The sequence below is a fragment of the Vibrio sp. ED002 genome, assembly GCF_023277445.1.
Classification (GTDB): domain Bacteria; phylum Pseudomonadota; class Gammaproteobacteria; order Enterobacterales; family Vibrionaceae; genus Vibrio; species Vibrio jasicida.
This window is the reverse complement of sequence record NZ_CP080238.1, coordinates 675,801-702,017: the sequence shown is the minus strand read 5'-3', so window position 1 is coordinate 702,017 and position 26,217 is coordinate 675,801. Positions and strand designations below refer to the sequence as shown.

The window sequence follows — 26,217 nt, the reverse complement described above, 5'->3', positions numbered from 1 at the left end:
TTTATTTTGAGCGGCTCTTCGTTTGCTCCAGCGTGATATGAGTTGCATCATTGCTGGTCAGCATTTGATACGGCCTTAGGCCAAAGAGTGGCATAATAGAGTAGATGTGATCAAACAAGTCCGCCTGAACGCCTTCGTAATAAGCCCAGTCGGTGTTATTCGTGAACGCATAAACTTGGATTGGAATCCCTTCGGGTGTCGGCTCTAACTGCCTCACCATAATTAACATGTATTGATGGATGTCCTTGTTCGCTTTCAAATAAGCATTCACGTACGCACGGAACATTCCTAAATTGGTCATTTGACGAAGGTTACCCAACGCAGGTTCCTCGCTCATTTCATCATTGTAGTCATTGATCTCACGAGACTTTTCGTAAATGTACTGACGTAGAATTCGAATGTTCTTGAGCTTTTCGATTTCTTGCTCAGATAAAAATCGAATTGAGGTGACATCAATATTGACGGCACGTTTGATGCGTCGACCGCCGGAGTCGGACATGCCTTGCCAGTTAATGAATGCATTTTGAACCAGTGCGTAAGCTGGAAGCATACTCACTGTGTTGTCGAAGTTTCGAACTTTTACTGTCGTTAATGAAATCTCTTCTACCGTACCGTTGGCGCCGTATGAGTCCATCTGAATCCAATCATTCAAGCTGATCATGCGGTTTGCAGAAAGCTGAATACCCGCGACAAACCCTAATATCGTGTCTTTAAACACCAGCATGACAAAACCTGTCGCGACCCCCAATCCAGAGAGGAAGATAACAGGGGATTCATTGGCCAATATCGACATCGATACGACAACACCTACAAAGAAGGTAAAGAGCTTAATAAGCTGAACAAAGCTCTTGATTGGCATTTTTCTCGTAATGCCTTTAAAGGTGGCAATGTCATTCAAGGCATCAAGTAGGGCGAAAATCATCCAAATAAAGATGACCAAAATCGAAATACTTAAAATGCGGTCAAAGATGTTGGCTAACCAGTCATAATGACCAACGGCTAATGGAATAAAGACATCCAAAACCATAATTGGAATCAGCAGTGAGAGTTTTTCTAAAACATCGTATTTCGTAAAGCTGTCTGCCAAGGGTTTATTGGTTTTTTGCAATACATTGTTGGCAGAGCGAACGATAAGGTGGTGAACAATCAAATAACTGATCGCAGCAGCAGCGAGGCTCGACAAAATAAAGACACTGGTGAGCTCTATTCCGTATGGATCGCTATTGATGCCAACGGCACTCAGCTTTTCTGAAATGAAAGTGCGAATATGATGATCGAGCAAAATGTCATCCTCAAAACGGGCCTGAAAACTGGGAGTGAGAATCTCAAAACAAAAAATCAAGCAGCAAGCGTTAGAAAGCCGCCAATCCTACTCCCCATCTCTTTGTTTTGCACTGCTTTAATCTAACAATCGTGAATCTTATTATTCAAAAATAGTGTATAGGCGATGATGTGATACGGGTTTAACATCCAATTCTGCAAACGGGACACGTATTTCTGTTAAGTCTGTGAACTCTCTACGGTTTTATTAGACTAGACTGAAAAGGCGGCTTGCGTTTAATTTAAGAGGCATTCAATGGAAAATTCTAATCAATCACAACAGCCTACATTCCTATCTAAAGGCTGGAAATACTTCGTTATCGTTGGCGTTATCATTGCACTAATGGGCATTGGTGCAATGAGTTTGCCTGTTTTGGCTGGCGTGACGATCTCGACCATCGTTGGTGCGGTTCTGTTGTTCAGTGGTCTGGTTCAGGCATACCACACGTTTTCCATTAACGTTTGGAAAGAGAAACTTTGGTACGTCTTAAGTGCCGTTTTATATATTGTTGGCGGTTTGTTTATCCTATTTAAACCACTAGCAGGCTTAGTAACCATTACAATGTTGATGGTGATTGTGATGATCTTAAACGGTTTGACTCGTATCTTCTTTGGTTTGAGCAACCGGAGCCTACCAAGCAGCAACGTGATTGTATTCAGTGGCGTAATTTCAGTGCTTATCGGTGGTTATTTCTTCATGTTGCTCGATGATCCTGCATTCTCAACTACGCTATTGGGCACATTTGTGGGTATCTCGCTACTGATTGAAGGCATCAGCTTCATCTTTATGGGCTTACAAATGAAAAAGCTTTCCCAATAAAGACGCTATCTAGCGCTAAAACTTTGTGAAATAGAGAATGTCTGCCGATTTGGTGGGCATTTTTTATGGGAAACATAAGGTAATTAAGCTAGCTCACTCTGATTTATCTGGTTGCGTTTTATGTTGGAGGGCTGAACAGACTTTACTCTTGTATGCGAAAACATTCAGGAGGCACGATAAGATACAAAAACGGTGAGTCACATCGAGGAGTAAGAAATCGAGAAAAAGATAAAAATGACGTAACGCATTGTATAAATTTCAGAATGAGAAAGATGGCCCCAATAAGTTCGACTAAAATAAAAGGAGGATGTGACTGATAGGATAAAAAGATGAAAAAGAAGATTTTTATACTAATGACTCTTTTCTCACTGATACCGATAACAAACGCTGAGCTAAATGTTTACGACAGTTCCGGTGAAAAACATATACTCAGTACAGAAAAGCTATTAAGCATGCCGCAAAAAACAATAACCACAAAACTCCCTTGGAATGAAACTGCTTCTGAATATCGTGGTATAACAATGGACACTCTTTTAACTGAAGTCAATGTGTCGATTCATAAACAAGTTACATTTGTTGCTTTAAATGACTATAAAATTTCAGTGCCAAAGGAAGATTTCAGTGAATACGAGCCAGTTATTGCAATTAAAGAAAATGGCAAACTTATGTCAATCAGAGAGAAAGGACCATATTGGCTCATTTTTCCCGTGTCTACTCACCCTGAGATAGACAACACCGATTATCATGCAAAAATGATCTGGCAAATCAAAGAAGTGCACTTTTAGGGGGTGGAATGTTTAAATTTTTATCGTTAGGAATGTGTAAAATTATATTGTCTATAACAATATTAATTACTCTTTCAATCAACATATACACTGTTGATCGAATCAATGAAATCAATGAAAAGTTTTCAAGTCGTCAGAATGAGGCGACTTGGTTCGTTTTTCAGTTAGTAAAGGAATATTCAAACTTTTTAATGATGAGCAAGGTAGATAACATCGACTATCGAAAATTATGGATTTCTTATGATATAACTTGGAGTCGGTTCGATATTCTTTTGAATAGTAATGAATCATCAAACTTCATCAAATCAGCGAATTTTAAAGAGCACTTTAGAACAGAGTTCGATAATTTTAAACGACTTGAAAGTTCATTGTCGCTTCTGAAGAGAAATGAGATAACTCAGGATGTTTTCCACAAGAAAGTAGATATAACATATCATAATCTAGTTCAGTTTATTAATGAGAAGTTCAGGCTTCAAAGTCCAGTTATCGAAGAAAATACATTAGCACTATCAAAATTAATATTAATTCATAAGGTTAGTTCCATGATACTTGTAGTGTGTTTTATTTTTGTTATTTTATCTTTTTATGCTGATTTTTCGGTGAAAAAAAGTCTATCGACCAATGATCACCTTACTGGTTTTCGCAACAGATCTTCTTTGATGAATTTTCTTAAAAATGACAACCACAATGTTGATAATTATGATTTGTATATCGTAAAGATTAGAAATCTAATGGATGTGAATCAGAAGTACGGAGCGGAGTACGGTGATTTGGTTATCAGATCAGCAGCTGATTCGTTGTCACCATTAATTCCCAAAGAGTCGTTTTCATTTCGAAGTAGTGGTAGTCAGTTTATGTTTTTTGTGCCAAAGAAAAAAAGTGACGGTAAAAAAATTCAAGAAGCAATAAATAATGTTTTGGATAACTATATCCCAGTAGGTAATTTAGAGATTATAATTGATTCGATAGTAAGATATAAAAATGACATAAATAATCAAGATATGATGGAATACATATCCAACATGAGAGAGTAGTGATGTCATACCTAAGGTTTACTTTTACTATTATTAATTGCGACTACAGTTTCTTTAGATAAACTTTTAATAAATTTATCAGGTTTATGATCAGAAATAAAATTGATAAACTCTTGCATTGTTAGTGGCATGCTAAAATAATAACCTTGAATCAAGTCACAATTGATCTTTCTTAAGTATTCATATTGTTCAAATGTTTCAACCCCCTCTGCAACTACCACCGTTTTACATGAATGACCAAGGTTGATCATTGAGTCGACCATTCTTCTATCTGCTTGATCAGTTACGATTTTATCGATAAAACTTTTATCAATTTTCATCTCATCAACTGGATAATGAAGTAATTGATTGAAAGCAGTGTAACCAGTACCAAAGTCGTCCAAAGATACTTTGTGCCCAATAGCGCGTATATTTTCGATGGTTTTAACAGTTAAGTTTGTACTTTTGACGTAACTGGTTTCTGTAATTTCAATTGTAACATCACTAGCAGGGATGCCATATTCTTCGACGATCTTCTTGAGATTGCCAGAAAAGTTGCGATTATATAATTCCATCGCTGATATGTTGATGGAGATAGTACCTTGGTACTTGTATCTGTCCTTGAGCGTTTTTAATGATTTAATTGCATTTTTTATTACCCAAATATCTATTTCTGAAATGAGATTGCTTTTTTCAGCAACAGTAATAAATTCATCCGGTCCAGCATTGATGTCAAACAAAGCAGGGCAGCGTATTAATACTTCTGCTCCATCAATGCTTAGCGTATTGGCATTAAATATTGGCATGAAGCGTAACTCAAAGTTGTTTGACTCACAACATTCTATTAAGCGTTTCTCTATTGTATCTTGACGCTCTAGTGCATGCATCAATTCTTCCCCAAAGACTATTCGACTGTCTCCATCACTTTGAAATTTTGCTTCATGTAAAGTTGCATCGATGCAACGATGCCATATTGATATGAAGTTTTTAGTATCAAAGTTTATTATGCCTGTTGCTAGCGAAAGTTTAAATCCGTAGTAATCTAGAAATGCAGTTCCTGTTAATTTATCATTAATTTCTTTTATGACATCATTAATTTTATCGCCTTCTATTGTCTCAATGACTGCGATGAATTGGTTTCCGCCTAGTCTAGAGATTGAGTAGTCACTATTACTGAATCCAGTTTCGTTTTGTTGCAGTTGTAGAACATCTTTTAAAATGCTTGAAAAGTTTTTCAATACATTATCACCTACTTTAGAACCATATAGGTCATTTATTTTTTTAAAGTCTATAATATCCCAGCAAACTAGATAACAATTTGATGTGGTTGAGCTGTTCAATCTTACTTCAAGATATCGAATAAACGAGCGTCTATTTGCTAATTTAGTTAACTGGTCAAACTCGGCTTCAAACTTTAGTTCGGTTAGAGAGTCAATGTAAGCATTTTTTAATGTGTCAACCTCATTCTTGCCGGATGAACGCTTAAAGTATCTCAATCTCATACCACCAATGGAGATGTCTTCTAACAGTTTTTCTAGAGGTTTTATTAATCTATTTTTTATACTTAGATGAATGACTATGAAAATAAGAAACAATGAGGTTGAAGTAACCGTAATTATTTTTATCGCAATGATTTGGTTTTCTTTTTCAAATAACTGATTGTTTATTATTATGTTAGATTTAAAATGCTCGCTTGTCATGGTTACATGAGTTTTATCATCGCTATTCTTAATCGACTCAATGATAAATTTTTCTCGACTTTTTTTTTCTATACTCTTAGATGGCTCAAGAGAAAATATAAAGTGGTTATTATTGTATTTTGAAATTAAGTTAGATAGTTGAACCAGAGGTCCGTCAGTGATCAAAATATACCTGTTCTTACTTTCTTTTACACGTTTGTCTTGAGGTGATAAATATGGGTCTATCGCTGTTACATAAGCATATCGTAATCGGCCGTTGAACGATATGTAAGAGAAGCCTTCACTAAAATATTTCTCTTTATTTAACAATGATGTGTATATGTCAAAAACCTTGTCATAGACTTTATCAGGCATTTTTAATGGTTCAAATGGGTCGCTTCTTAATGTTGAAAGAGTGAGTTCGAAGTGTGGGTCGATGACGTATATATTTCGTTGGCCAAATTGATTAACGTCGCTTTGATTTAATAATCTGAGAATTCTTTTTTCTAGAAGAGAGAATGTTGTATAGTCGTCTGAGTTTTGAATATAACGCAAGAAATGCATTGAACTTCCAACTTCTTTTGATAGTAATGAAAGGCCTAACTGTTCATACTCTGCAGCTACCAAGGCGGTGTTTACGTCAAATTCAACTTTATCTAAGTACATATGCTTAGCATGAGACGTCGCAAGATTATAAGTGACAAAACCAACAAGCATCGCGAAGAACAATAAGGTTGGAAGTAATATTAAATACAACTTTATTAGTATAGACATTTAATTTCTCAAGCTTTCAATTATTCGATTTCGTATTTGTATACTTTTCGGGGGCAATGTTTTGTATAAGTGGCTTCTTTCAATAATGCTTTCTCCAGGGAACAGCTCCTTGTCATTTTTATAAGCATCAGTTGTCAATGATTTGGCTTTTGAGCTTGGCGTAGCAAACCAAGCATCCATTGCATTCTTAGCGGCGATTTCTGGTGTTGATAAGTAGGAGAGGGTCGTTTTAACTTGTTCAGACAATTTACCATTATCGATGGCGGCGATGCATTCTAACCAGAGTGTTGTACCTTCTTCTGGGACTGAGTATGCCCAACTGTCGTTTTCAACTTCATTGAGTACATAGCTGTCGCCAGAATAACCATATGCTAGATCTATATTGGCTAATCGCTTGGGGTCATCGATGTAGTCTATAATGTACTTATTACTATCAAGAAAAGTTTTCTGATTTATAAGGGTTTGATAAGCGAGGCGTAGTTCTTCAATGTCGTTAGTGAAGGGGTCGAGTTCATGAACTAGTAATGCAGCCCCAACGAGGTCGGTGGGCTCATAATACATACTAATTTTGCCTTTGGCTTCTGGTTTGGGTTCGAGAAGAGTTTTCCAAGAGGTTGGCGTATCGAATGAATCGACACGATAGAGTATACCGCTCGTTCCCCATGCGTAAGGAAGCCCCCAAGGTCCACAGCCATCAAGCCATTTTTTGTCAAAGTTTGATGCGAGCGTCTCTTTGAGATCTGATAGATCGTGAAATATATTCTGATTGGCTAACTTTTTGAGTTGTATGCTTTCTATAATAACAAGTTCAAAAGCACCTCTTCGTTCACTTAAGAGAACTTCATCTCTGATTGATTCATCGGAAAAGAATTGTTGGTTTAGCGTAATATCATGCAGGTCACTGAGTTGAGAAATAACTTCTTCTGAAAGGAACTCATCCCAGTTGTAAAGGTAAACTTCATGCTTCTGCGCTGTTGATTGATTTGCAAAACACAAAGATAGGATGAGTGCTACTTTGTTTAGTTTCATTTCACCTTCCTCTGCCTGACAATACGTGCCTATATTAAATCGTAGTCTATTTTGGCAGTTGCACTGAAATGTCTCACACTTTTTAATACCAAACTGAGCATATACATACGTTTCGCTTCTGTATGCTTACTCAAAGAGTCACATTGGGTTTTATCAAAACCTTATCGCGTCTTTGCTTCAACGACATCACCAGTTGCGGAACGAGTGACATCAGGATCATGCCTAGCATTAGGCTGTATTGAACGGGAGTGAAGCTTTCGCCCATCAATACTAAACCAGAAACAATGCCAGCTACTGGGTTTGCGATACCACCGAAGGTAAAGTCCACCACAGACATGCGTTGTAATAGCCACACGTACATGCCGTAACCAAGTGCGGTGTTAAGGACGATGACCCACAATAAACCACCGACGTTTCTTAATGATGCGTTTTGTAGGGCGCTCACATACGGCTCTGGATTAAAGCTCGCAAAGATGGCTGCGGCGATAGAAAGAATGATGCCGCCTAAAATGAGCTGCCATGTTAGCACCGTCCACCAGTGCATTCTTGCACCAAGCGACTTAGTGACACTACTGCCGATAACGATACACATGATTGCAGATAGCATAGCGATTAAGCCAATTGGGTTGAGTGTGATCGAACTAGGATCAAACAGGAACCACGCCAGTGCGATCAGAGCTGCGCCGCTTATCCCTTGAATCAAACTTGGTTGTCGCTTGTACACAACCCAGCCAAACAGCATCGCGAACACAGGGACAGAAATCATACCCACTCCGGAAATTGCAGAAGGCAAGGTCAACGCCATAACAAAGATGAGTCCGAAGAAGAGGGCGATATTGATTGTGCCGAGTACCAGTAAGATCTTCCAATCTTGTTTCTTTGGTAATGTTGGTTTGATAGCAAGCAACAAAAGGCCTGCCGGCAAAGCGCGCAGGGCGCCAAGCAACACTGGCGGCCAGTCTGGCAAAGTAAATTGTGTCACGGCGTAAGTGGTGCCCCAAAAAAACGCCGGAATCATCGCGAGTAAAATGTTCATGTTAAATATCTTTACGTTGAGATAATTTATTGTAAAGGTACGCTCGAGATGGCTTTTTGTAAAGTATCTTTATGTTAAAATAAATTCGTAAATCAAAATGTCTTTGGAGATGAAAGGGTAATGGACGCAATTGACAGAGTGGTAAGCCAGTGGGCTAAGGAAAAGCCGGAGCTCGACACCGAACCGATGGCGATCATGGGGCGTTTGATGAGAATCGCAAAGCACATGGAGAACCACGTCGCCGAGCTGCACAAACGTTACGACCTCAAAATGGGCGAGTTTGATGTATTAGCAACGCTGCGACGCAGTGGTCAGCCATATCGTTTAACGCCATCGGAGCTGATTTCATCCATGATGCTGACGTCCGGTGCCATGACGAATCGGCTTGATAAGCTAGAGAAGAAAGGTCTGATTGCACGTGAGCACAGTAAAGAAGACCGCCGCAGCGTCACTGTCGAACTCACAGAAAAAGGTTTCGAGTTAATTGACTCACTGATAGAGCAGCACCTTCAAGCGCAACATGAGCTGATGGGGTCTTTGAGCAGTGCAGAAAAAGGCCAGGTTAATCAGGCGTTAAAGCTTCTCTTGCCGCAGTATGAGTAATCGAGAACCTATAACCTAGTGGTTGCTAAACTAACGAAAGCGCAGCGTATTTCATTGGGATATCAGTAACATAGTTTGTGCTTGGTCACAGATACTTTGTTTATTATCAATATCTTCGGACAAAAACTCGCACCTTTAACTCGTACCGACTATATAAATGTTATAGCGATGTTAAAGGTGAAGTTATGCGTGAACTCTCTGAATGGTTAGAAGCCTACGGTGAAAGCCATCAAAACCCAATCAATCAAAAGATTCATAAAGTGGCGGTGCCGGGTATCTTTTTATCCGTGGTTGGGTTGATTTGGTCTATTCCGCAAATTCCTTTGTTTGGATTCAATCTCAATTGGGTGTGGGTCGTTGCTTTACCCGCTTGGATCTTCTACTTCCGGTTGTCTCTTAGCGTATTCATGATGATGATTGGCGACACCGTTGCGTGTATTGGGCTAATCTGGTCGATGGACATACTCGGTTGGCCAGTTTTACAGATTTCGATGTTACTGTTTGGTGTGCTTTGGATTTTCCAGTTTATCGGGCACAAAATCGAAGGGAAGAAACCATCGTTTTTTGAAGACGTTCAGTTCCTTTTAATCGGGCCAATTTGGGTGTTTCGTAAGCATTAATTAAATGGGGAAGCGTTGGCATTTTATAGCGCAACCAATCTTGTCGTTAGTTTGAGTGGTGTTCCATGGTCTGATCTCTCCATGCCTGCGATTGTGTTTGCTTTTACCCGAATGACTCATCCCGTCATATACATTGCGGATGTTGCCATCGGCAGGACTCTGGTCGTTATCGCTGGCATCGCTAGTTGTGTGTATATGCGTTCTCTCGCGTTTTAAGTTTTGTGCCACGTTTTGCACAAAGTTATCTTGTGTTTCAGACCTCTCGCGGAACTCATGCTAATCTTTCGCCAATTTTAAAAGTCCTTTCACCTTGTGAAAAACAGAATAAAAAGTCGAAGCGAAGAGTTGTAGAGAGGTAGTCGCGTGAGTGCACAAGATCATTTTCAGGGTCAGTTTGAAGTTGAATTGAAATACCGAGTGAAAGACAAGCGAGCGTTTTTAACCGCGCTAAGCAGCTTACAACACGAGGTGATGTTCGAAGACAACCAAGAATCAGATTGGTTTTACGATACAGCTGATCGCAAACTAACCAACGAAAACAAAAGCTTGGTGATTCGTGAAATTGAACCATCTGGCATTAAGCTTTGGATTGTTAAAGGGCCGGAAGAAGATCGTTGCGAAGCGACAGACATCACCAAGTCTCATGCAGCAAAAAGCATGTTGGAGAACATGGGTTACGAGGTCATCCTCCATACTAAGAAGACTCGCAGTATCTACTTTGTCGGTGAATTCCATATCACACTTGACCGCCTTGAAGGCATCGGTTATTTCGCAGAATTCGCGATCATGACTGATGATGAAAGCGCACTAGGACGCTACAAACAAAAACTGCAAGCACTAGCAGGCATGTTTGGTTTGGATGAGTCCAACAGAGAATTGCGCTCATACAAACAAATGTGGACCGCTCAGTAAAATCCCCGTCATATCTTGTTGGTCTGACAAGCAACTCCCTCCAATCGCACTATGATTAAAGTAGTGCGAACTTGCCGTCTCGCACCACCATTCCATTTCGCAGACTGATGGTGACAATGTCACTTAAACGGAGGGGGAAATGTACAACCGCGAGCACAAATACGTGTATTGGCGAGAAGAGCGCAAGAAAGGCAAATGGCACTACATAATGAAGTCTTTCTTGATGATTTGCTGTGCGTTGTTGGTTGGCAAGGTTATAGGCTTGTTTATCTTTGGTGAGCTGCAAACGGTAAGGGATATTACAGAGCAGTTTCCTGCCGATGTTTTCATCATGATGCTGGTGGGGGTCCCCATTAGCGTTATTGGTTGGTATCACGAAGAGTCGAAATTCTTCCGAGCCTTAAAGCGCCGAAATAAGAAATTTAAAGCGCGCTTGGAAAATCGCAAGAAAACCAACAAGCCAGTTTAGAAAGATGCCGCAAGATTCGAACTTTGCGGCATTTTTGATTTTTGTTCGCATTTCCAATTGTGGCTCGAATCCCTTTATCTTCGCCCATGTTCCTTCGCTAATAATTTCTTACTTTCTTTCTTGGATGACGCATGAATTTCATGACTTTTGGCAAGCCTTTCTTATCCTCACTCTGCTAAATTTCAACCAAGAACGTCCCCCTCAACAGGAATAATAATGGATAAGAAAACCATGTTGCACAGCCAAAAAGTCTACTTCTGTAATGATGAAGAGTTGGCGGCAATGCAAACCGAATGTCTTGAGACCTTATACGATTACAACCACACACGTCCTTCGGAATCAGAAAAACGGGGCGAGATACTCGGGCGTCTGCTCGCGTCTGTAGGTGAGAATTGCTACATCGAACCGCCTTTAAGAGCGAACTGGGGCTGTCACACTTACCTTGGCGACAATGTTTACGCGAACTTCAATCTGACTTTAGTCGACGATACCTACATCTACATTGGGAATAGCGTGATGATTGGACCTAATGTAACCATTGCAACGGCAGGGCACCCAATCGATCCCGATTTGAGACGAGACGTCGCGCAGTTCAATATGCCGGTTCGAATTGGAGATAACGTATGGATTGGTGCGAACTCGGTGGTATTACCGGGTGTGACGATCGGAGAAAACTCGGTGATTGGCGCGGGCAGTATCGTAACTAAGGATATTCCTGCCAATGTGGTTGCCGTTGGTAACCCGTGTCGTGTGCTCAGAGGGGTCGGACAACACGATAAAGAGTACTATTTTAGAGATCGTAAGCTTGAACAAAATATGTTCAATGGTTAGTCTGAACCTTCTACCCGAATAGGAAAGTAAAATGATCATCCGCACAACCAACCTCTGGTGGCTCCTCCTTCTAATGCCAAGCAGTCGGTAGGTTGAGTTGTGCCTGGCTGCGAGTAGATGCAGCCAGAATCGTATTCTATCTCGTAGCCTTGTATGAACAGAAAATGTGTTATCAAGGAGAGACAATGAATACGGCATCCGAATCCAATCCACATTCAGAAAACAAGCCAACTAAGCCCTTCAAACAACCGATCAATTCGGTCACATTAGGCGTATTGTTTGCACTCGCGGGAACATTACTTTTTTCTATCAAGCCCATTTTCGTCAAAATGGCCTATCAGCATGGTGGTGATGCCGTTAGCATCATGACGCTGCGAGCGATGAGTTCATTGCCCGTGTATCTTTGTATTTTGTTTTGGATGCTGCGTAAATCTGAACATCGGACACAAGTGAAAAGCCACGGATTAAAAGCTGCGGCAATTGGTGTGTTGGGCTATTACTTAGCTAGCTATTTAGACATTACTGCACTTAACTATATTTCCGCTCAATTGGAGCGCTTGCTGCTTTTCCTATTTCCAACGTTTGTTGTGTTGATCATGTGGTTAACGCAAGCTCAAGTACCTAATCGTAATATCATCATCGCGGCTTTGGTTGGTTATGTAGGCGTTGGATTGATTGTTGCCCACGACCTTTCTCAATATGGGGTTCAGATATGGTTAGGTGGTGGATTAGCAGTATTGTCTGCGTTTGTCTTTGCAGTTTACTTAGTGATGAGTAAAGGGAGTATCGCCAAGCTTGGTAGTACAATCTTTACTAGCATCGGGATGGGCAGTGCGGGTGTAGCGATTCTAGTTCACCTGGTTTTCAGCGACTTAGATCTACAAACATTGAGTCATGAACTTATCATCATTGGTGTATTACTTGGATTGTTTTGTACTGTGATTCCGTCTTATTTGATTGCTGCCGCGATGGCGAGGTTAAATCCGGCGCATTTAAGTTTGGTGAGCAATGTTGGCCCTGCAATGACTGCGCTTTGCGCGATTCTGATACTGGGTGAGTCTTTTACTTGGTTTCATGCCGTAGGGATGACTTTGACGATCCTCTCCGTGGTGATGATAAACCGAAACAAGTGATGTGTTGAGTGAATAAATCAAGAGACTTCAAAGCAGAGCAGGTCGAGAACGTTCGACCTGCCTTGTAGTTAACTGACTAAGGTTAGAAGACGAAGTTAACCATGATGGTGTAAAGATTGGCTTCATCTTCCGGTGGTGTGTTAACAAACGCACCAGAGGCATTGCGATAAGCGTTGAAGTGTTGCCACTCTGCATTGAGTGAAATGTTGTAATGAACATCGTATCTCACACCGAACAGGTAACTGTCACCGACACGATGTTCGTGGTCATCAAACTGTTGGCCGTAAGTCACGTATGGTGTGAATCTGTTGAGATTATATGTCCCTTGAACGTACCAGGCAGAAGCGATGTCGTTGGTTTGGCCCTCAACGGTTAACGTTAGCGCATCAAACTCGTATTCTGCCCCAAGAGAAAACAGCTTGATGCTTTGGTCTTTAGCGTTCAGAGTTTGATCTGGCACTTGCACTACACCAACCCCTGGGATATTCGTAGTGAGGTTGGTAAGTCTCGTCTCTTGGTCGTAGTTGGAGTCTAAATAGGTAAAGTTCCAACGGTAGTAATCACCACTCAGAATGAAGTTAACGCCGTACATTTCATTGGTCTTGAACGTCAATTCGGTATTGGCGTTAAAGTCGACCGTGCTCTCATCATGGAAACCGATGAAAGGTGTCGTGGTTAACGTCATGCTGTCGTTCAAGTCGTAATTCCAAAGCACCGACAAACCATTGTAAGCGGTGATGCCTAAGATGCTGTCGTAAACCTCATTTGGTGGGCGAGCAGGGGTAAAGGCATGTCCCACGTAGTAGTACTCCGAAGCGAGAAAGACAGGCATTCTTAAGCGGCCACCTCGAAACTCAACGTTTCCATAGGTGTACGCCAAGTATGCCCATTCTAATTGCGGCTCACTCCAATGATCTTGTGGACGTTTCACCACTTGTGCAGAAGCTTTGAAAGCATCGTAAAAGAAGTCGAGTTGCACACCAAACGTTGTATCACAGTCGTAACAGTTTTCGTCATCGATAAAGCGATTGACCAGCAGTGGTGTTTCGTTATCGGATGTCGCCCACGAGGTTGAACCAAATCCGCTGAGTGATAAATTATCGGTAATTTCTATGGTTGCGAAGCTCGGAAAAGCCAGACCACTTAGTGCAATTGCGATGAGTGATTTCTTCATATTATTTCTCCGAACTGACTACGTAGAGGATTTGTGCATTAGAAGGCAGACTACTCACCGGTGCGTAACCTATGCGATTAGGTTTTTCTTTCATCCATTCCAATAGAGCGTTCATATCTGAACTATCAATGACTTTAGGCGGACGTGCTTTGCCAGAAAAAGACAAACTCGCCCAATGCGCATTCATCTGTGCGACGTTCTTGTTAAGTAAATAGCGATAAAACTCAGAGCGCTCTGACGATGTGTCTGGCCAGTCTGACAGTTCAATTCGTTTCCCTTGTAAGCGTTTGGTTTTTCCACGGTAGAGTTTTCTCGCTTTGGTAATATTTAATTCACTAAACTCTGAGTCGAGAGAGAATATGGCGTATTGATCCGCGGCTAGAGCCTCGCTATCGAACGACATGAGCAACGCGAAGGCAATCAGCGCAGTCGTCAATCCTCTCGCCATGCTGTTTTTGGAAATAAAGAAATCGGTATGCATATCCATCAACCTTTTCGTTAAATCACGCTTTCAATTTGATGAAGAAGTTTCTCTTTCCGCACCGGTTTCGGTACATAGGCATCCATACCTGAGTCATAGCAACGTTGAATATCGTCATCCACAACACTGGCGGTTAATGCAATGATCGGTGTTTTCGGTAGACCAGAGTTTCTTTCATATGCTCGGATTTCTTTGGTCGCTTGGAAGCCATCCATCACCGGCATCATGCAGTCCATTAAAATGATGTCAAAGCCATTATCTTGTTGGAACATATCCACGGCAATTTGACCATTTTCTGCAATCTCAAACTCATAACCAGCTTTACTTAACAACAATGACGCTACTTTTTGGTTTACGGTATTATCTTCAACTAACAGAATACGCTCGGAGCGACTCGGTAGGATCGTGATTGAAGGCTCTTCTTTTGGATCTGCTGCTTGATGGTTATCCACATGACTAACTGGGGCTGGACTGATGTTGTTAATCGTAGCGTCGACAACTGGTACGTTAGCAGCTTTTGCCAGTTTCTCTTTCAACACATTCGCTTTGAACGGTTTCGGGACGTAGTCGTCCATACCAACATCAAAACACTTCTGAATATCGTCATCCACCACACTCGCGGTTAAGGCGATAATAGGGATGCGGTAGTTGCGGTTTTCATCTTGCTCGATCTGACGAATTTTCTCTGTCGCTTCAAAGCCATCCATGACAGGCATCATGCAGTCCATTAAGATCAATGCGTATTGGCTCTTTTTGAACATTTCAACGGCTTCGGCACCATTTGCAGCTAAATCGAAAGGGAAGCCCGCTTTGGTTACGTGCAATCCAGCAATTTTTTGGTTTACTGTATTGTCATCAACCACCAATATTTTAGCTCTGGTATTCGCGACACTGGTTACGGCTAGTTGTGCTTTTTGGGTGAATTTTGCTTCGCAGCTTTCAAGTGCTTTCACTAAACGTTGACCAAGCAGCGGTTGAGTAATGATGGCACTCACGCTCTGACCGAAGTCAAATTGACCGCTATGTAAATGCTTCACTAAACACAGACGAACATTCTGTGTTTCCAGTCTGTGGAAGATGTCTTCATTGGCTTTGGCTGCATTAGGACGAGTCTCGGCATAGATCACAACCACCTGTTCTTTGTCATTGATCCATGTCGGTAGCTCATCTAATGACGTTACGGATTGATGCATCGCGATGCGATAGAAATTAAGCTCATCACGTAGGGTACTTTCCATATTCGGGTCGTCACAAACCAACCAAATCTGACTGTTATGAGCGGTATGTTTTGAGTCAAAATCTAGTTGGACTACGGAAGAAGTCAGTTGGAAGAAGAAGCGGCTCCCTTGGCCTTTCTCAGATTCCAATTGGATCTTTCCACCCATCAGCTCTACCAGTTGCGTGCTGATCGCTAAGCCAAGCCCAGTGCCTCCAAATTGGCGCGTTGTAGAGTCGTCTTCTTGTGCGAAGGGTTCGAATATCTTTTTCTGCTGTTGTTCATCAATACCGATGCCGGAATCTTGCACTGAAAACTCCATTATCGCGTAAGAACCCGACACGGAATGGGTTGATACCGACAGGCACACAGTGCCACTTTCGGTAAACTTCACCGCATTAGACATAAAGTTCATGATCACTTGGCGTAAACGGTGATCATCAATCATCAAGCGGAATGGAGTATTACGGCTAATGTTTACCTTAAGGTCGATGCCTTTTTCTTTGGCTTTTGGAGAAACAATAGAAGCAATGTCGTAGATAGATTCACGCACACAGGTTGAATGTGGACTGATAAGCAACATGCCCGATTCAATTTTTGAGAAGTCTAGAATGTCGTTAATCAAGCTCAACAGTAGTTGCGATGAAGTCTCGATAGTATCCACATAGTCGCGTTGCGTGGCAGTGAGGGAGGTATCAGACAACACTTCTGATATACCGATCACTCCATTAAGTGGTGTGCGAATTTCATGCGACATGTTGGCCAAAAAGCTGCTTTTTGCTTTGCTGGCTTTAATCGCGTCGTCTTTCGCACGCTCCGCATCCTCTTTTGCTTGGGTTAATTTCACTTTTGCTTGTTCGCGTTCGTAACTCAGGCGCTCTACTTCCTGAGCGAACTTGCTCAACTCGTCTTTGCCTTTGACTAATTCTGCGAGCGGCGACTCTTCGCTGTAGCTGTCGCGGCGTAAAAACTCGAGAACAAGGTTTAGGTTGCCTGTCACTTTACGTACTAAACGTATTGCGAGGCTGATGACCAAAATGGTGATTAACGACATCACGCCGATGAACATGAGTCGCTGTTGGTTGGCAATGGAGATGGCATGATCAACGTCAGCATTAAGTTGGTCAGTCATTTTATTATCGACATTTTGTAGCAGTTCGAGACGGCCGTTTAGAGCAGTCAAACCCGTCGCGACTTCTTGGGGAGGTAGGGTACTCAACTCTTGTTCACTGAACAGATAAGTGCGGAATTCTTGGCTAAGAACGAATACTTCATTTGTGAAGGTTTCGATTAACAACTCAACTTGTTGTTGATTAGCATTAAGGGTTACAAAGCGCTCTAAAAACAGTTGCTGATTTTTGACTAAGGATTCAATCTCGCTACCGATGTCTGTGTCGTAGTACTGGTTTTGTTCAACGGAATAAATTAGGTACTGGCTTAAACGGTTTTCTTCTTTCGACCAGAACATTAGCCACTCAATTTGCATTAAAGCAGACAGATGGTTTTGGATTTCAACCGTGGCATTGTTAAAAGGGACTTTTTCTAAAGCCAAAAGAATCTGTTTGTAAGTGTCGGCGCGCCATTCAGCTAAGTCTAGACGCTCATCCATGTCTGTACTGGTCGCGAGAGACAAACTTGCTTCTTCTAGGCTTGACAATAAGTCCGCCATTTCAACGCCTTTATCGGCAAAAATGAGAGTAGCGGTGGCATTGAGTTTCTCAGTTGTACCTTTGATCATCACCGCTTTATCGGTTACGTCTGGATTGCTAGGCAGGTTGTAAAGATACGAAACCTGATCCATGTAGTCAGAGAACAAATGTGCTCTTTCAAGATCTTGAGCCTGAGTCGACAACCTAACGACTTGCTGCCCCGCCAGAAAGAGCAACAAAACGATGGGTAAGAAAACTAAGCAAAACAGCTTGTGTTTTACGGAGAGGTTATTCCATGAAAGCGATCCAGCCACAGTGCACGTCCATATCCAAGAGATTGATATGAAAAGTGTAGTTTATGTATCTCATTTGTTAGAAATGGTGTAGAAAAATTCATACTTATACAATCCAAAAAGTGTGACTCTTGCGACAAAGGTGCAGTTTGTTAAGAGAATATGGTTTCAAAAATATCAATAACTCCCTTCCTATTAGATTTATATCGTTTATTTAAAGTAATGAAACGTATCGATAAAAACCATTTGTTGTACATGGAAAATGTTTTGTCGTAACTCGGGAGAAAGTTGCTGTTTCGATATACAGGGGTAGGTATAATTTGTTTGCTTTCTTGCTAATGAGAATGCCAAACGTCAGCGCTTGCATTTTGTGTAATCTGTACTCTGATTACAGCTAAAGGGCGCAAATAAGACGTGTCATCCATCGATTAGAATACGTATTTTAAAATACGACAATGTCACAACAACAATTAAGTCATGAATGTATCTCGAAGTCTTCAAAGCGTAACGCTCCGCTACACCGTCCCAATTGTCTTTATCGCTTTATTTACCAACTTTACCTATTGGGCCTACCAACAAGTCGATGAAGCAAAGAGTCTTGCTCGCTACCACGTGAAATCGGCTGAAGTAAACTTAGGAACCATCGTTGGTGGGTATCGTGATTTGTTGCGGGCTATGAGCAATGATGAGCATTTCATCGAATCAGAATTGTCGCTGAAAGAGCGAGCCTCTCGCGCTGTGTCCTATAAAGAAGCGTTTGAATTGGCAGGGATCGGGTTCAGTGATGGAGTTGGGAATATGGTCAGCACGCACAATAACAAAGTCCATTCCATCGCACATCGAGACTATTTTCATCAAGTAATCCGAACCCAAAAGACCGTCATGACCGATGTACTTACAGACATCAGTAATGGCAACATTGTGTATGTCCTATGCCGTCCAATGTTTGACTTGTTAGGGGATTTGCAGGGGACCATTTCAGCATCGATTCACTTTAGTGAGATTCAACATGCGTTAAAAACGGACAACGAAGATGATATTTATAGTGTCTTATTGGATGATGAGCTGAATGTCATTAGTCATTCCAGAGATGCACAATATGTTGGTGTCAATCTGTTCAATTATGGTTATGAAAAACTATTTGATCGGGAAGCCAATTTACACGCTTTATCGAATTCTTCTTCCGGTGGTTTCTTCACTTATTCTTCGCCATTTGATTTGTCATACATTGAGTTCCGCAAGATCGAGGACACGCCTTGGATTTTACTTTCAAAAGCCAAGTTCAGCAGTTTACTCGGTGAAGGGACAACGATGTTTGGTGTTAACGTCCTGCTTATCATCGCGATTTATCTTGTGATAACACGATTGATGGGTAAACAAGTCGTTGGATTAACGCAGCCTCTAGACCGATTCTTAGAAGAGAGCCAAGTGGTTCTCAATGACAGTTCTATGGAGCTGAAAGAGCATTTTGAGTTGGTATTACAAGCCAGTCGCAATGGCGTGTTTTGTTCACGCAGTGGCTTGCTCACGCGGGAGTATTTCTTGCGAGGGGCAGAAAAGTCGTTGTCTCTTAGTAATACGCCCAAAGCTTGTATCTTCTTTGATATGGACGATCTAAAGCACATTAACGATAGTTATGGCCATTTAGCGGGTGACAAGGTGATAGCTTTGTTTGTGGCTGTATTGAGAGAAACGTTCAACCATAAACGTGACATTATCGGACGTTTTGGTGGTGATGAGTTTGTGGTGTTGACTCAAGAGTTTCGAACTAAGCGTGAGTTAGAACTTAAGCTAGACAAATTCCTCGCTAAATTGCAAAGCACGGCGGATCGTTTAGGCATTGATATCAGTTTAACCGCGTCAATTGGGGTTGTTCTCACAGAGGGCGTGGGGCGCGATATTGATATTCTGCTGCACTGTTCCGATATGGCGGTGTACAGGGCGAAGCAGTTAGGTAAAGGGCGTTACGCGTTTTATCGTACTTCGATGGTCGAAGTGCCGATATTCAGTTAGCAAAAGGGAGGTGTGAAGCCTCCCTTTTTTATTGTGTCTCAGCCGCTGGTGGTGAGTTAAGCCGTAACCGCTTGAGGCTGTTTTCTCAACACATAGATGTCATGATCTCGCAATAGGTAGAGAGCGAAACACGCAGCAAGCATCGGCCACGCCGAGAAGAATAATAGGTTGTTGAACGGGTCTAGGTACTTCGCAAACGAAGAGAAAGTCGAGCCAGCGTGTAATACCAGAATCGCAAGATAAGTCAGGTTCTTCCAAAGTCCAGCCACAAAAATCCCGATGAACACCAACTGGGCAATACCTAACGCGACAGAAAATCCACTCGATATATCTAAACCATAAAAGCCAGAGAACACTTTCATTGCATGCTCTGGTACCAGCACTTTATCTAGCGCCCACATGATAAATACCAACGCGATACTTAAGCGCAGTGCTAACAGCCCTAATCCCAATTGACGTTGAAGCTTTGGTTGGAGCGTTTCTTTCATTTTCATTCCTTTATTGAGTAGTGAAGGTTCCTAATGGCAGACCGACTCTTTCTTAAACTGATTACAACGAGATATGTAAATATTCGTGTCCCGTTCCAATTTGGATTCTCGTCAGCACAATACATAAACCACGGAAATATGACTGAATTGGCAAAAATGAAGTATTCGAGGACTCAAGGTGGATGTGGCTGATAGAAGATGTCACTCTTTCTTTGAGCAAGGCGTCGCTACCAAGCCTAGAAGAAGGGACATATGAGCAAAGTTGATTGGCATAAAAACCATATTGAAGACAACACGTTAATTACGTCTTCCTATAAGAGCACTCAAAATGTACGTCGTTACTTCAAATCCAAATGTGGAGACGATTTCAAGTTTGACCGTAGCTTTATGCAGTGGATGAACGACGCAGAAGGAACAAGCATGGGTGATGCAGCACAAGAGTGGCTACACAGACAGCAAGCAAAATAGCTCACCAATAAAGTGATTCACGCTAAACGTATCGAAATGGAAGAACAGAAAGAAAAACAATGAGTATTGTAGAAACGTTAACTCAAAAGTTAAGTGAGATTGGGTACCCAGAGAAGCGAGTGCGCACCGGCTTGGTGAGGGCGATCTCTGCCGATGGTTTTCGAAGTTTAGACATAAAGCAAGCAGACTTCGTTTTTGAGCAGTGTGAAACATTGCTGGCAGAGCGTGATTGGGCATTAAGCGTGATTGCGTTTGACTGGGCGTTCAGATTGAAAAAGCAGTATGACGCCGCCACGTACGATCGATTCGAATCTTGGCTTTATCACTACATTACCGATTGGAATGATTGTGATGATTTTTGCACCCATGCACTCGGTGCGCTTATTGCTCAAGACAACAGCCTGTTTACTCGCACATTGGAGTGGGTTAAGAGTGATAACTTTGCCGTGAGGCGAGCGGCGGCGGTAACGCTTATCTATCCGATCAATAAAGGTCTGTATAAAGGGACTGAGCCTTTTCACATAGCAGATTTGTTGCTCGAAGATGATCATTACTTAGTGCAAAAGGGCTATGGCTGGATGCTCAAAGTGTTGGCCCAAAAAGAACCAGAGCGAGTGGTGGACTACTTAAAACGTCACCATAGCAAGATGCCGAGAACGGCGTTTCGATATGCGATAGAAAAGCTGGATAAGCAAACTAAGCGAGAGCTCATGGCCCTGTAGATTACCTCTTCGGTATTTCGCCAAAGCAAACAGAGTGATACAAAAAAAGCCGACAGAATCGAATTCTGTCGGCTTTTATCGTCTTACGGGTTACTTAACAGACAAATACTCAGAAGGAGACTTATCTGGTTTCGGTAAATCCATCGACGCAACCGTGTTGAAACCTGCAGGCGTTAAACCATCAGAGTAATCAACAGTGCCATTTGGCAGGTTAGCTTTGGTTTCTGATGGGTTCCACATACGGAAGTAATCTGTCAGATCATATCCGGTCAGGTATGAGGTACATGCCATCATGAGATCGCCTTGGCTTAACTGGCTGCTTTGTGCAGAACAGTAGTTAATGCCTTGGTCGCCAATACTGTCACCACGTGCTTTACGGTGTGCGAGTTTGAAGAAGTTCCAGCCTTGGTCTTCACCAAAGATGCTCGGCTTTTCTGCTTGATTCGCATACCAATCATCGATGTTGAAATGGTCTTCTGCCCAAAGCTTTAATTGGCCGAACATCGCTAAACGCATGCCTACATCCGCTTCACTCCAAGCATGCCCTTCAAAGCGATCGAGCCATAAAGGTGACTTGGATAGATCACTCGCAATGCGGTCCATGTATGGCTTTGATTCACGCTGTTCTTGCATGTAAAGGGCAAGAATGTTGTTGGTGACCTCAGTAGAGCCTGCCATCATAAACGGTGCTGAAGCAAGGTTGTGTCCGACTTCATGCCATAGTAACCAGTCATTGGTTGGGTTTGATGGCACGACAGTCCATGTAGGCCAGTAGCTGTTACTTTGAACTGGGTAGCCTGAGTGCGCCGCACCAATCGAGATTTGCACATCATTCACGAAGCGATGTCGGTTGGCGAGCAGGGCATCGTAAGTAAATCGACGGTGTTTTCCTTCTACCGTGACTTGATCACGCCCGTAAAAATCACTCGCATGGTTCGCGAATGCGTTCAGTTCATCGGCAAACTTAGGTACGTCTGTGTCCAGTACGTTTTTCACTGGCGTCGTGTAGACGAAATGACCAGAATCGACTTCTGCCAATGGCACGTCAGTGTTGATTGGGTTTAGCCAAGCACCGTCTTTCCACCAAGACGCACGAAGCACACCAGTGAAGTTAAACGTCACAACGTCACGAGAATCTACTTCTAACGGTTGAATGTAAATCAAACCACCGTAAGGTACTTTGAAGCTCAAAGACGAACCATCATATTGGAAGGTCTTTTGCACGCGTGGCGGGCGTTTCAAGCTCTGTTCGTGGTTTGTACGGCCCGTCAGGTCATCAACCAAAGCAATATTGATAGACGCTTTCACACCACCAGAGATGGTGACTTCTTCAAGTTGTGGCGCCCATAAGCCTGTCGATTGCATGCTGCCAGCGGTACCAATCACGGTTTTGTTGTCGGTATGAATCGCAACGCTCGCTGCACTGCCTGATTGCGCAGGGCGACCTGGGTAGCCAGTCGAATCGACACTGATATCCAAATCCCAGTAAGAGCGACCCAACATCATGCGTGTTAATGGTTTCTCCATCCAGTTCAGAGGGTAAGACGGGTTCAGCTCGCCTGATTCGGTAATCATTGACCACTTAGCAAGCTGAGCTCGTGTCTCTTGACCACAAACATTACCGCCTTGATGTGCGTTGCTCGTGTAACAGTTCAGCATTTCGACCGCACGTTCGAAGCCAAGCTCATCTTGTGCGTTTGGATTGAACTCGTATTGCTCGTCATTCCACAGCCAAACGGATAGGTTATCGTAGGTTGAAGTTAGCTCAGCTTGCGACAAGCGTTCACCAATTTCCCCTTTACTGCGGTAGTAAAGCTCGTGAGAAAGTAGGCGATCAATGTTGGCACCTAAGTTCGCCGCTTTTACCATGCTATCGACGACTTCAGGGCTCATTTCGTAACGAGTAAAGTCTGGGCGATGGTGGTTACCACGGCTTGGAATGCCATGACCTTCGCGCACTTCAATACAGTTTACTTCGTATTGGTAATTGTCTTTACAAACCGGAACGCCAGGAAACTCGCGTTGAAGCTCTGCGATTGCTGCTTGTTTCTCTTGTTCCGACTTCACCATGTGGAATGCATAACGTTGATGCTCTTGTCCATCAATGGAGACGTTGTATAGCGGTATCTCAAGGGTAGGCATGTCGATATTGCCCGGCCATGTCACCGTACCGTTGTCATTGATCTCAATCTTAGTCGTGTCTGCATAACGTTCATAAACCACGAGGTCATGCTCTGCGACGGTATGCAAGTTAGGTACGTTCGGGCCTGATGTACTGTGACACCAATAGCTATCAGTACACAGAGATTGGAACGTCTTGGCAACGTTCGCACCACCAACAGAAACGCCTGCCGCATCCGCTAAACGAGCAATTGGCTCTGGGTTACTTTCTTCCAAAGCATCAAAGAAGATGATGCTACCGCCGTTGTTTACGTATTCGATCAGCGCTGTAACGTCATCTGCGTCCAACTTAGGTTGGTTGATGTCAGACACGACAGATTTTGTCGCGTAGCCATCGGTTTTGATTTCGTAAGACTGAAGCAAAAGCAGTGGTGTAGAGGTTGGATCTAATGAATCAAACTGGCCACTGCTTAATACGTCCATTTCACCCAATTTATAGCTTGGATTGACAAAGAAATCGTAGATTTGACCTTCTTTGCGATCCCAACGGAATGCATGACCTTTGTTGATGTTGGTGGCAATCGCGACAGAATCTTGTGTTGCATTCGGCACTAACCAATCAATCAAGTTGCTGAACATGATTTGCATGCTGCCGTGATCGGTACGAGTATCCGCATCTTGCGCTTCTTGGTTGTGAGGCGTGCTATAACGACATTGCTGCGCTTCGCTGTCGATGCCCAGATCTGCGCCTGCCCAGTAGTTTTCTGGACAAGAGAAGATAGAGGTGTACATCGCGTTACCCAAGAACACCACTTTACCCGAACCAATCATACCTGCCGTCATGGTTGGTAGATTAAAAGTCGCGGTTTGTTTGGAAATTACTTCTGGGCGCTGCATAACCACCGTTGAGTTTTCATCAATGGTTGTGGCATCCACAATGTAGGCTTTTTGATCTTTGCCTGAACCACGAGTCCATGCTGCTTCTTCACCAAACGGGAGCCAGTAGCTGTTGTCGTTACGTGGCATAAGAACAGGGAAGGCTTCATTAGTTAGGTTGAAGTTACGCATTGCTCGTGTGTAACCAGAGCCGCCCCAACCATGGTTATCATGGAAGATGTGCACGCTATCCACACCAGCATAAATCTGATGCAGAGACTGCGTGACATAATTACTACCAGAAGCACGAATCGTACGCAGCATAGGCGCAGTAAAGCCTGACCATTGAGGCGTTTGCTTTAGTTGCCCATCAATGATTTGTGTTAAACCTTGGCTGAATTGCGCTTCGAACTCATTGGGTGTGGTGAAGTTCGTGCCTTCAATTTTTGCGCCGTTTGGTAGGCTCAAATTGATCAGCTCGTTAATAACGTTCGGGTATTGTGCAAACACTTGACGAACGGTATCGCTGATCTCAATGTGGTTGCCAGAAGACACACCATAACGATGAACGAACGCATCAAGGTTCTGTTTCACCAATGGGTTGTCGCTTAAATCTGCAAGTTGGTAATTGACCTTATTGCCTTTCACTTGGCCTAGAGTGAAGGTGTCGATACCAAAGATCAGGTTCTCACCCCAAAGGTATTCAAATTCACCGTTGGCATCCGTGATTCCGCGTGCGGATTGGCTGAAGAACTCGACGCCAGCAAGCGCATTTCCTTGCGAGTCGGTCAAACGGCTTTTGGTCAACGGTTTGTTGGCTGCACTTGGTTTGTATTCGTAAGTCGCCTCTGCATTGGCAGACACAAACGACCCCGTTAAGTTGTTGCTTGCGCCCGGAGTGACTTCTGGTTGAAGTTCTGGGTCAACGTGCGCGCTTGGCTGCTCACCTTCGTTTGCGACACTTGGATTGAGAAACGCATCAATCGCCGCTTGATCGTCACTTTCGTACAAGTCTTGGATGTCATAGCTGTTGATTTCATCCAAGCACACTTGTGCGTCCTGAGTAGGGCACGTGTCGATCTTGTTTAACAGCTTAGTGGCGTTGTTTGCGTGTTGGCCGAGTACGTCTTTTAGGTCATAGGCTTGCGTTAATTCAGCTGGCTGTGAACCCATACGAGTTCGTTCTGGGATCTGATAACTGAACTCACCTAAAGTTACACCACCAAATTGACAATCAAAATGGCCTTCTGAAGCTGCGTAGGTGAAGTAACCAGACTCACTGATGTCTTGCCCATCACATTGAATATCGCCAGTGATCTGTTTACCGTTAATGAACAGCTTACCTTGGTAGGTCGTTACGCCAATATCTGGTTGTTCAGGTGGTAAATCTGGTTCGACCGTTGGAGGTGTGGTGCTTGTTGAGTGTTTGTTTTCATCGCCTCCGCAGCCAAACAGCAGCGAAGCGACAAGGATTGAAAGAAGACTTCTTTTCAAAGACTAAACCCTTATGAAATGCCATCGAACAATGGATGGAGTATTGGTTGAGAGTGACTTTATTTAAAAGCTCAAAGTTTTTGGTTGATACTAAGTAAGTCGTTAAGTATTAGTGATTTTTTTGAGCTCAATAAACGCGCGCGCATTCTAGATTTAAATGCGACTGGAGGGAACATAAATTAATGCTTGAGCTCAATT

22 protein-coding genes are annotated in these 26,217 nt (G+C 42.7%); 13 read left to right on the top strand and 9 right to left on the bottom strand.

Annotated features, from left to right (window positions below; genetic code table 11):
- Window position 1: 1 nt before the first annotated feature.
- Complete coding sequence (locus ITG12_RS03460; RefSeq protein ID WP_038874929.1) at window positions 2-1,282, bottom strand: mechanosensitive ion channel family protein; 1,281 nt, start codon at window positions 1,280-1,282, stop codon at window positions 2-4.
- A 294-nt stretch (window positions 1,283-1,576) separates the two neighbouring features.
- Here ITG12_RS03460 and ITG12_RS03455 point away from each other — a divergent pair, with 294 nt between their 5' ends.
- The 3 genes from ITG12_RS03455 (at window position 1,577) to ITG12_RS03445 (ending at window position 3,959) form a co-directional block, all read left to right on the top strand.
- Entirely contained in the window at window positions 1,577-2,140 is a 564-nt protein-coding gene (locus ITG12_RS03455; protein WP_005427746.1) for a DUF308 domain-containing protein, read from the top strand.
- 329 nt (window positions 2,141-2,469) lie between these two features.
- Entirely contained in the window at window positions 2,470-2,925 is a 456-nt protein-coding gene (locus tag ITG12_RS03450; protein WP_038874932.1) for a hypothetical protein, read from the top strand.
- A gap of 8 nt (window positions 2,926-2,933) precedes the next feature.
- Window positions 2,934-3,959 (top strand): GGDEF domain-containing protein, encoded by a 1,026-nt coding sequence (locus tag ITG12_RS03445; protein WP_038874934.1) that lies wholly within the window; start codon window positions 2,934-2,936, stop codon window positions 3,957-3,959.
- Window positions 3,960-3,970: 11 nt separating this feature from the next.
- Here ITG12_RS03445 and ITG12_RS03440 read toward each other — a convergent pair whose 3' ends face one another.
- The 3 genes from ITG12_RS03440 to ITG12_RS03430 form a co-directional block, all read right to left on the bottom strand.
- The gene (locus ITG12_RS03440) at window positions 3,971-6,391 is read right to left on the bottom strand and encodes a bifunctional diguanylate cyclase/phosphodiesterase (protein ID WP_248873608.1); all 2,421 of its coding nucleotides are present in this window, start codon (window positions 6,389-6,391) and stop codon (window positions 3,971-3,973) included.
- The gene (locus tag ITG12_RS03435) at window positions 6,392-7,420 is read right to left on the bottom strand and encodes an extracellular solute-binding protein (protein ID WP_248873606.1); all 1,029 of its coding nucleotides are present in this window, start codon (window positions 7,418-7,420) and stop codon (window positions 6,392-6,394) included.
- A gap of 130 nt (window positions 7,421-7,550) precedes the next feature.
- The gene (locus tag ITG12_RS03430) at window positions 7,551-8,456 is read right to left on the bottom strand and encodes a DMT family transporter (protein WP_038874940.1); all 906 of its coding nucleotides are present in this window, start codon (window positions 8,454-8,456) and stop codon (window positions 7,551-7,553) included.
- A 120-nt stretch (window positions 8,457-8,576) separates the two neighbouring features.
- Here ITG12_RS03430 and ITG12_RS03425 point away from each other — a divergent pair, with 120 nt between their 5' ends.
- From ITG12_RS03425 to ITG12_RS03400, 7 genes are all read left to right on the top strand, one after another.
- On the top strand, window positions 8,577-9,059 hold the full coding sequence (locus ITG12_RS03425) for a MarR family transcriptional regulator (RefSeq protein WP_010647662.1): 483 nt from the start codon (window positions 8,577-8,579) through the stop codon (window positions 9,057-9,059).
- A gap of 185 nt (window positions 9,060-9,244) precedes the next feature.
- Window positions 9,245-9,679: an Mpo1-like protein gene (locus tag ITG12_RS03420; protein ID WP_248873604.1), complete on the top strand. Its 435-nt coding sequence runs from the start codon at window positions 9,245-9,247 to the stop codon at window positions 9,677-9,679.
- A 15-nt stretch (window positions 9,680-9,694) separates the two neighbouring features.
- Window positions 9,695-9,895, top strand: coding sequence for a hypothetical protein (locus tag ITG12_RS27780; RefSeq protein WP_349292929.1), 201 nt, complete (start codon window positions 9,695-9,697; stop codon window positions 9,893-9,895).
- A gap of 147 nt (window positions 9,896-10,042) precedes the next feature.
- The gene (gene cyaB / locus ITG12_RS03415; RefSeq protein ID WP_038874942.1) at window positions 10,043-10,591 is read left to right on the top strand and encodes a class IV adenylate cyclase; all 549 of its coding nucleotides are present in this window, start codon (window positions 10,043-10,045) and stop codon (window positions 10,589-10,591) included.
- Between the two features lie 139 nt (window positions 10,592-10,730).
- A complete protein-coding gene (locus tag ITG12_RS03410; RefSeq protein ID WP_038874944.1) occupies window positions 10,731-11,060 on the top strand; it encodes a hypothetical protein in 330 nt (109 codons plus the stop codon).
- 216 nt (window positions 11,061-11,276) lie between these two features.
- Entirely contained in the window at window positions 11,277-11,891 is a 615-nt protein-coding gene (locus ITG12_RS03405) for a sugar O-acetyltransferase (RefSeq protein ID WP_038874947.1), read from the top strand.
- A 185-nt stretch (window positions 11,892-12,076) separates the two neighbouring features.
- Complete coding sequence (locus ITG12_RS03400) at window positions 12,077-13,024, top strand: DMT family transporter (RefSeq protein WP_038874950.1); 948 nt, start codon at window positions 12,077-12,079, stop codon at window positions 13,022-13,024.
- 82 nt (window positions 13,025-13,106) lie between these two features.
- Here the strand turns inward: ITG12_RS03400 and ITG12_RS03395 are convergent, their stop codons facing one another.
- The 3 genes from ITG12_RS03395 to ITG12_RS03385 are packed head-to-tail and all read right to left on the bottom strand — an operon-like array spanning window position 13,107 to window position 17,858.
- Window positions 13,107-14,198, bottom strand: coding sequence for a porin (locus ITG12_RS03395; RefSeq protein WP_038874952.1), 1,092 nt, complete (start codon window positions 14,196-14,198; stop codon window positions 13,107-13,109).
- Window position 14,199: 1 nt separating this feature from the next.
- Window positions 14,200-14,679 (bottom strand): hypothetical protein, encoded by a 480-nt coding sequence (locus ITG12_RS03390; protein WP_038872766.1) that lies wholly within the window; start codon window positions 14,677-14,679, stop codon window positions 14,200-14,202.
- A gap of 17 nt (window positions 14,680-14,696) precedes the next feature.
- The gene (locus tag ITG12_RS03385; protein ID WP_104026849.1) at window positions 14,697-17,858 is read right to left on the bottom strand and encodes a response regulator; all 3,162 of its coding nucleotides are present in this window, start codon (window positions 17,856-17,858) and stop codon (window positions 14,697-14,699) included.
- Between the two features lie 456 nt (window positions 17,859-18,314).
- Between ITG12_RS03385 and ITG12_RS03380 the strand changes: the two genes are divergently transcribed.
- Entirely contained in the window at window positions 18,315-19,850 is a 1,536-nt protein-coding gene (locus tag ITG12_RS03380) for a diguanylate cyclase (RefSeq protein WP_248873602.1), read from the top strand.
- A 56-nt stretch (window positions 19,851-19,906) separates the two neighbouring features.
- Here ITG12_RS03380 and ITG12_RS03375 read toward each other — a convergent pair whose 3' ends face one another.
- The gene (locus tag ITG12_RS03375; protein ID WP_248873600.1) at window positions 19,907-20,338 is read right to left on the bottom strand and encodes a hypothetical protein; all 432 of its coding nucleotides are present in this window, start codon (window positions 20,336-20,338) and stop codon (window positions 19,907-19,909) included.
- Window positions 20,339-20,590: 252 nt separating this feature from the next.
- Between ITG12_RS03375 and ITG12_RS03370 the strand changes: the two genes are divergently transcribed.
- Window positions 20,591-20,806: a DUF6434 domain-containing protein gene (locus ITG12_RS03370; RefSeq protein ID WP_248873599.1), complete on the top strand. Its 216-nt coding sequence runs from the start codon at window positions 20,591-20,593 to the stop codon at window positions 20,804-20,806.
- 59 nt (window positions 20,807-20,865) lie between these two features.
- Entirely contained in the window at window positions 20,866-21,528 is a 663-nt protein-coding gene (locus tag ITG12_RS03365; protein ID WP_248873597.1) for a DNA alkylation repair protein, read from the top strand.
- 90 nt (window positions 21,529-21,618) lie between these two features.
- On the opposite strand, the gene ITG12_RS03360 is transcribed toward ITG12_RS03365, so the two are convergent.
- Complete coding sequence (locus ITG12_RS03360) at window positions 21,619-26,019, bottom strand: SslE/AcfD family lipoprotein zinc metalloprotease (RefSeq protein WP_248873595.1); 4,401 nt, start codon at window positions 26,017-26,019, stop codon at window positions 21,619-21,621.
- Between the last annotated feature and the right edge of the window lie 198 nt (window positions 26,020-26,217).

Excerpts from the sequence above, each read along its gene's own strand:
- ITG12_RS03455 (WP_005427746.1), top strand. The coding sequence starts at position 1,577 with ATGGAAAATTCTAATCAATCACAACAGCCTACATTCCTATCTAAAGGC.
- ITG12_RS03450 (WP_038874932.1), top strand. The coding sequence starts at position 2,470 with ATGAAAAAGAAGATTTTTATACTAATGACTCTTTTCTCACTGATACCG.
- ITG12_RS03445 (WP_038874934.1), top strand. The coding sequence starts at position 2,934 with ATGTTTAAATTTTTATCGTTAGGAATGTGTAAAATTATATTGTCTATA.
- ITG12_RS03440 (WP_248873608.1), bottom strand. The coding sequence starts at position 6,391 with ATGTCTATACTAATAAAGTTGTATTTAATATTACTTCCAACCTTATTG.
- ITG12_RS03435 (WP_248873606.1), bottom strand. The coding sequence starts at position 7,420 with ATGAAACTAAACAAAGTAGCACTCATCCTATCTTTGTGTTTTGCAAAT.
- ITG12_RS03430 (WP_038874940.1), bottom strand. The coding sequence starts at position 8,456 with ATGAACATTTTACTCGCGATGATTCCGGCGTTTTTTTGGGGCACCACT.
- ITG12_RS03425 (WP_010647662.1), top strand. The coding sequence starts at position 8,577 with ATGGACGCAATTGACAGAGTGGTAAGCCAGTGGGCTAAGGAAAAGCCG.
- ITG12_RS03420 (WP_248873604.1), top strand. The coding sequence starts at position 9,245 with ATGCGTGAACTCTCTGAATGGTTAGAAGCCTACGGTGAAAGCCATCAA.
- ITG12_RS03410 (WP_038874944.1), top strand. The coding sequence starts at position 10,731 with ATGTACAACCGCGAGCACAAATACGTGTATTGGCGAGAAGAGCGCAAG.
- ITG12_RS03405 (WP_038874947.1), top strand. The coding sequence starts at position 11,277 with ATGGATAAGAAAACCATGTTGCACAGCCAAAAAGTCTACTTCTGTAAT.
- ITG12_RS03400 (WP_038874950.1), top strand. The coding sequence starts at position 12,077 with ATGAATACGGCATCCGAATCCAATCCACATTCAGAAAACAAGCCAACT.
- ITG12_RS03395 (WP_038874952.1), bottom strand. The coding sequence starts at position 14,198 with ATGAAGAAATCACTCATCGCAATTGCACTAAGTGGTCTGGCTTTTCCG.
- ITG12_RS03390 (WP_038872766.1), bottom strand. The coding sequence starts at position 14,679 with ATGCATACCGATTTCTTTATTTCCAAAAACAGCATGGCGAGAGGATTG.
- ITG12_RS03380 (WP_248873602.1), top strand. The coding sequence starts at position 18,315 with ATGAATGTATCTCGAAGTCTTCAAAGCGTAACGCTCCGCTACACCGTC.
- ITG12_RS03375 (WP_248873600.1), bottom strand. The coding sequence starts at position 20,338 with ATGAAAGAAACGCTCCAACCAAAGCTTCAACGTCAATTGGGATTAGGG.
- ITG12_RS03370 (WP_248873599.1), top strand. The coding sequence starts at position 20,591 with ATGAGCAAAGTTGATTGGCATAAAAACCATATTGAAGACAACACGTTA.
- ITG12_RS03365 (WP_248873597.1), top strand. The coding sequence starts at position 20,866 with ATGAGTATTGTAGAAACGTTAACTCAAAAGTTAAGTGAGATTGGGTAC.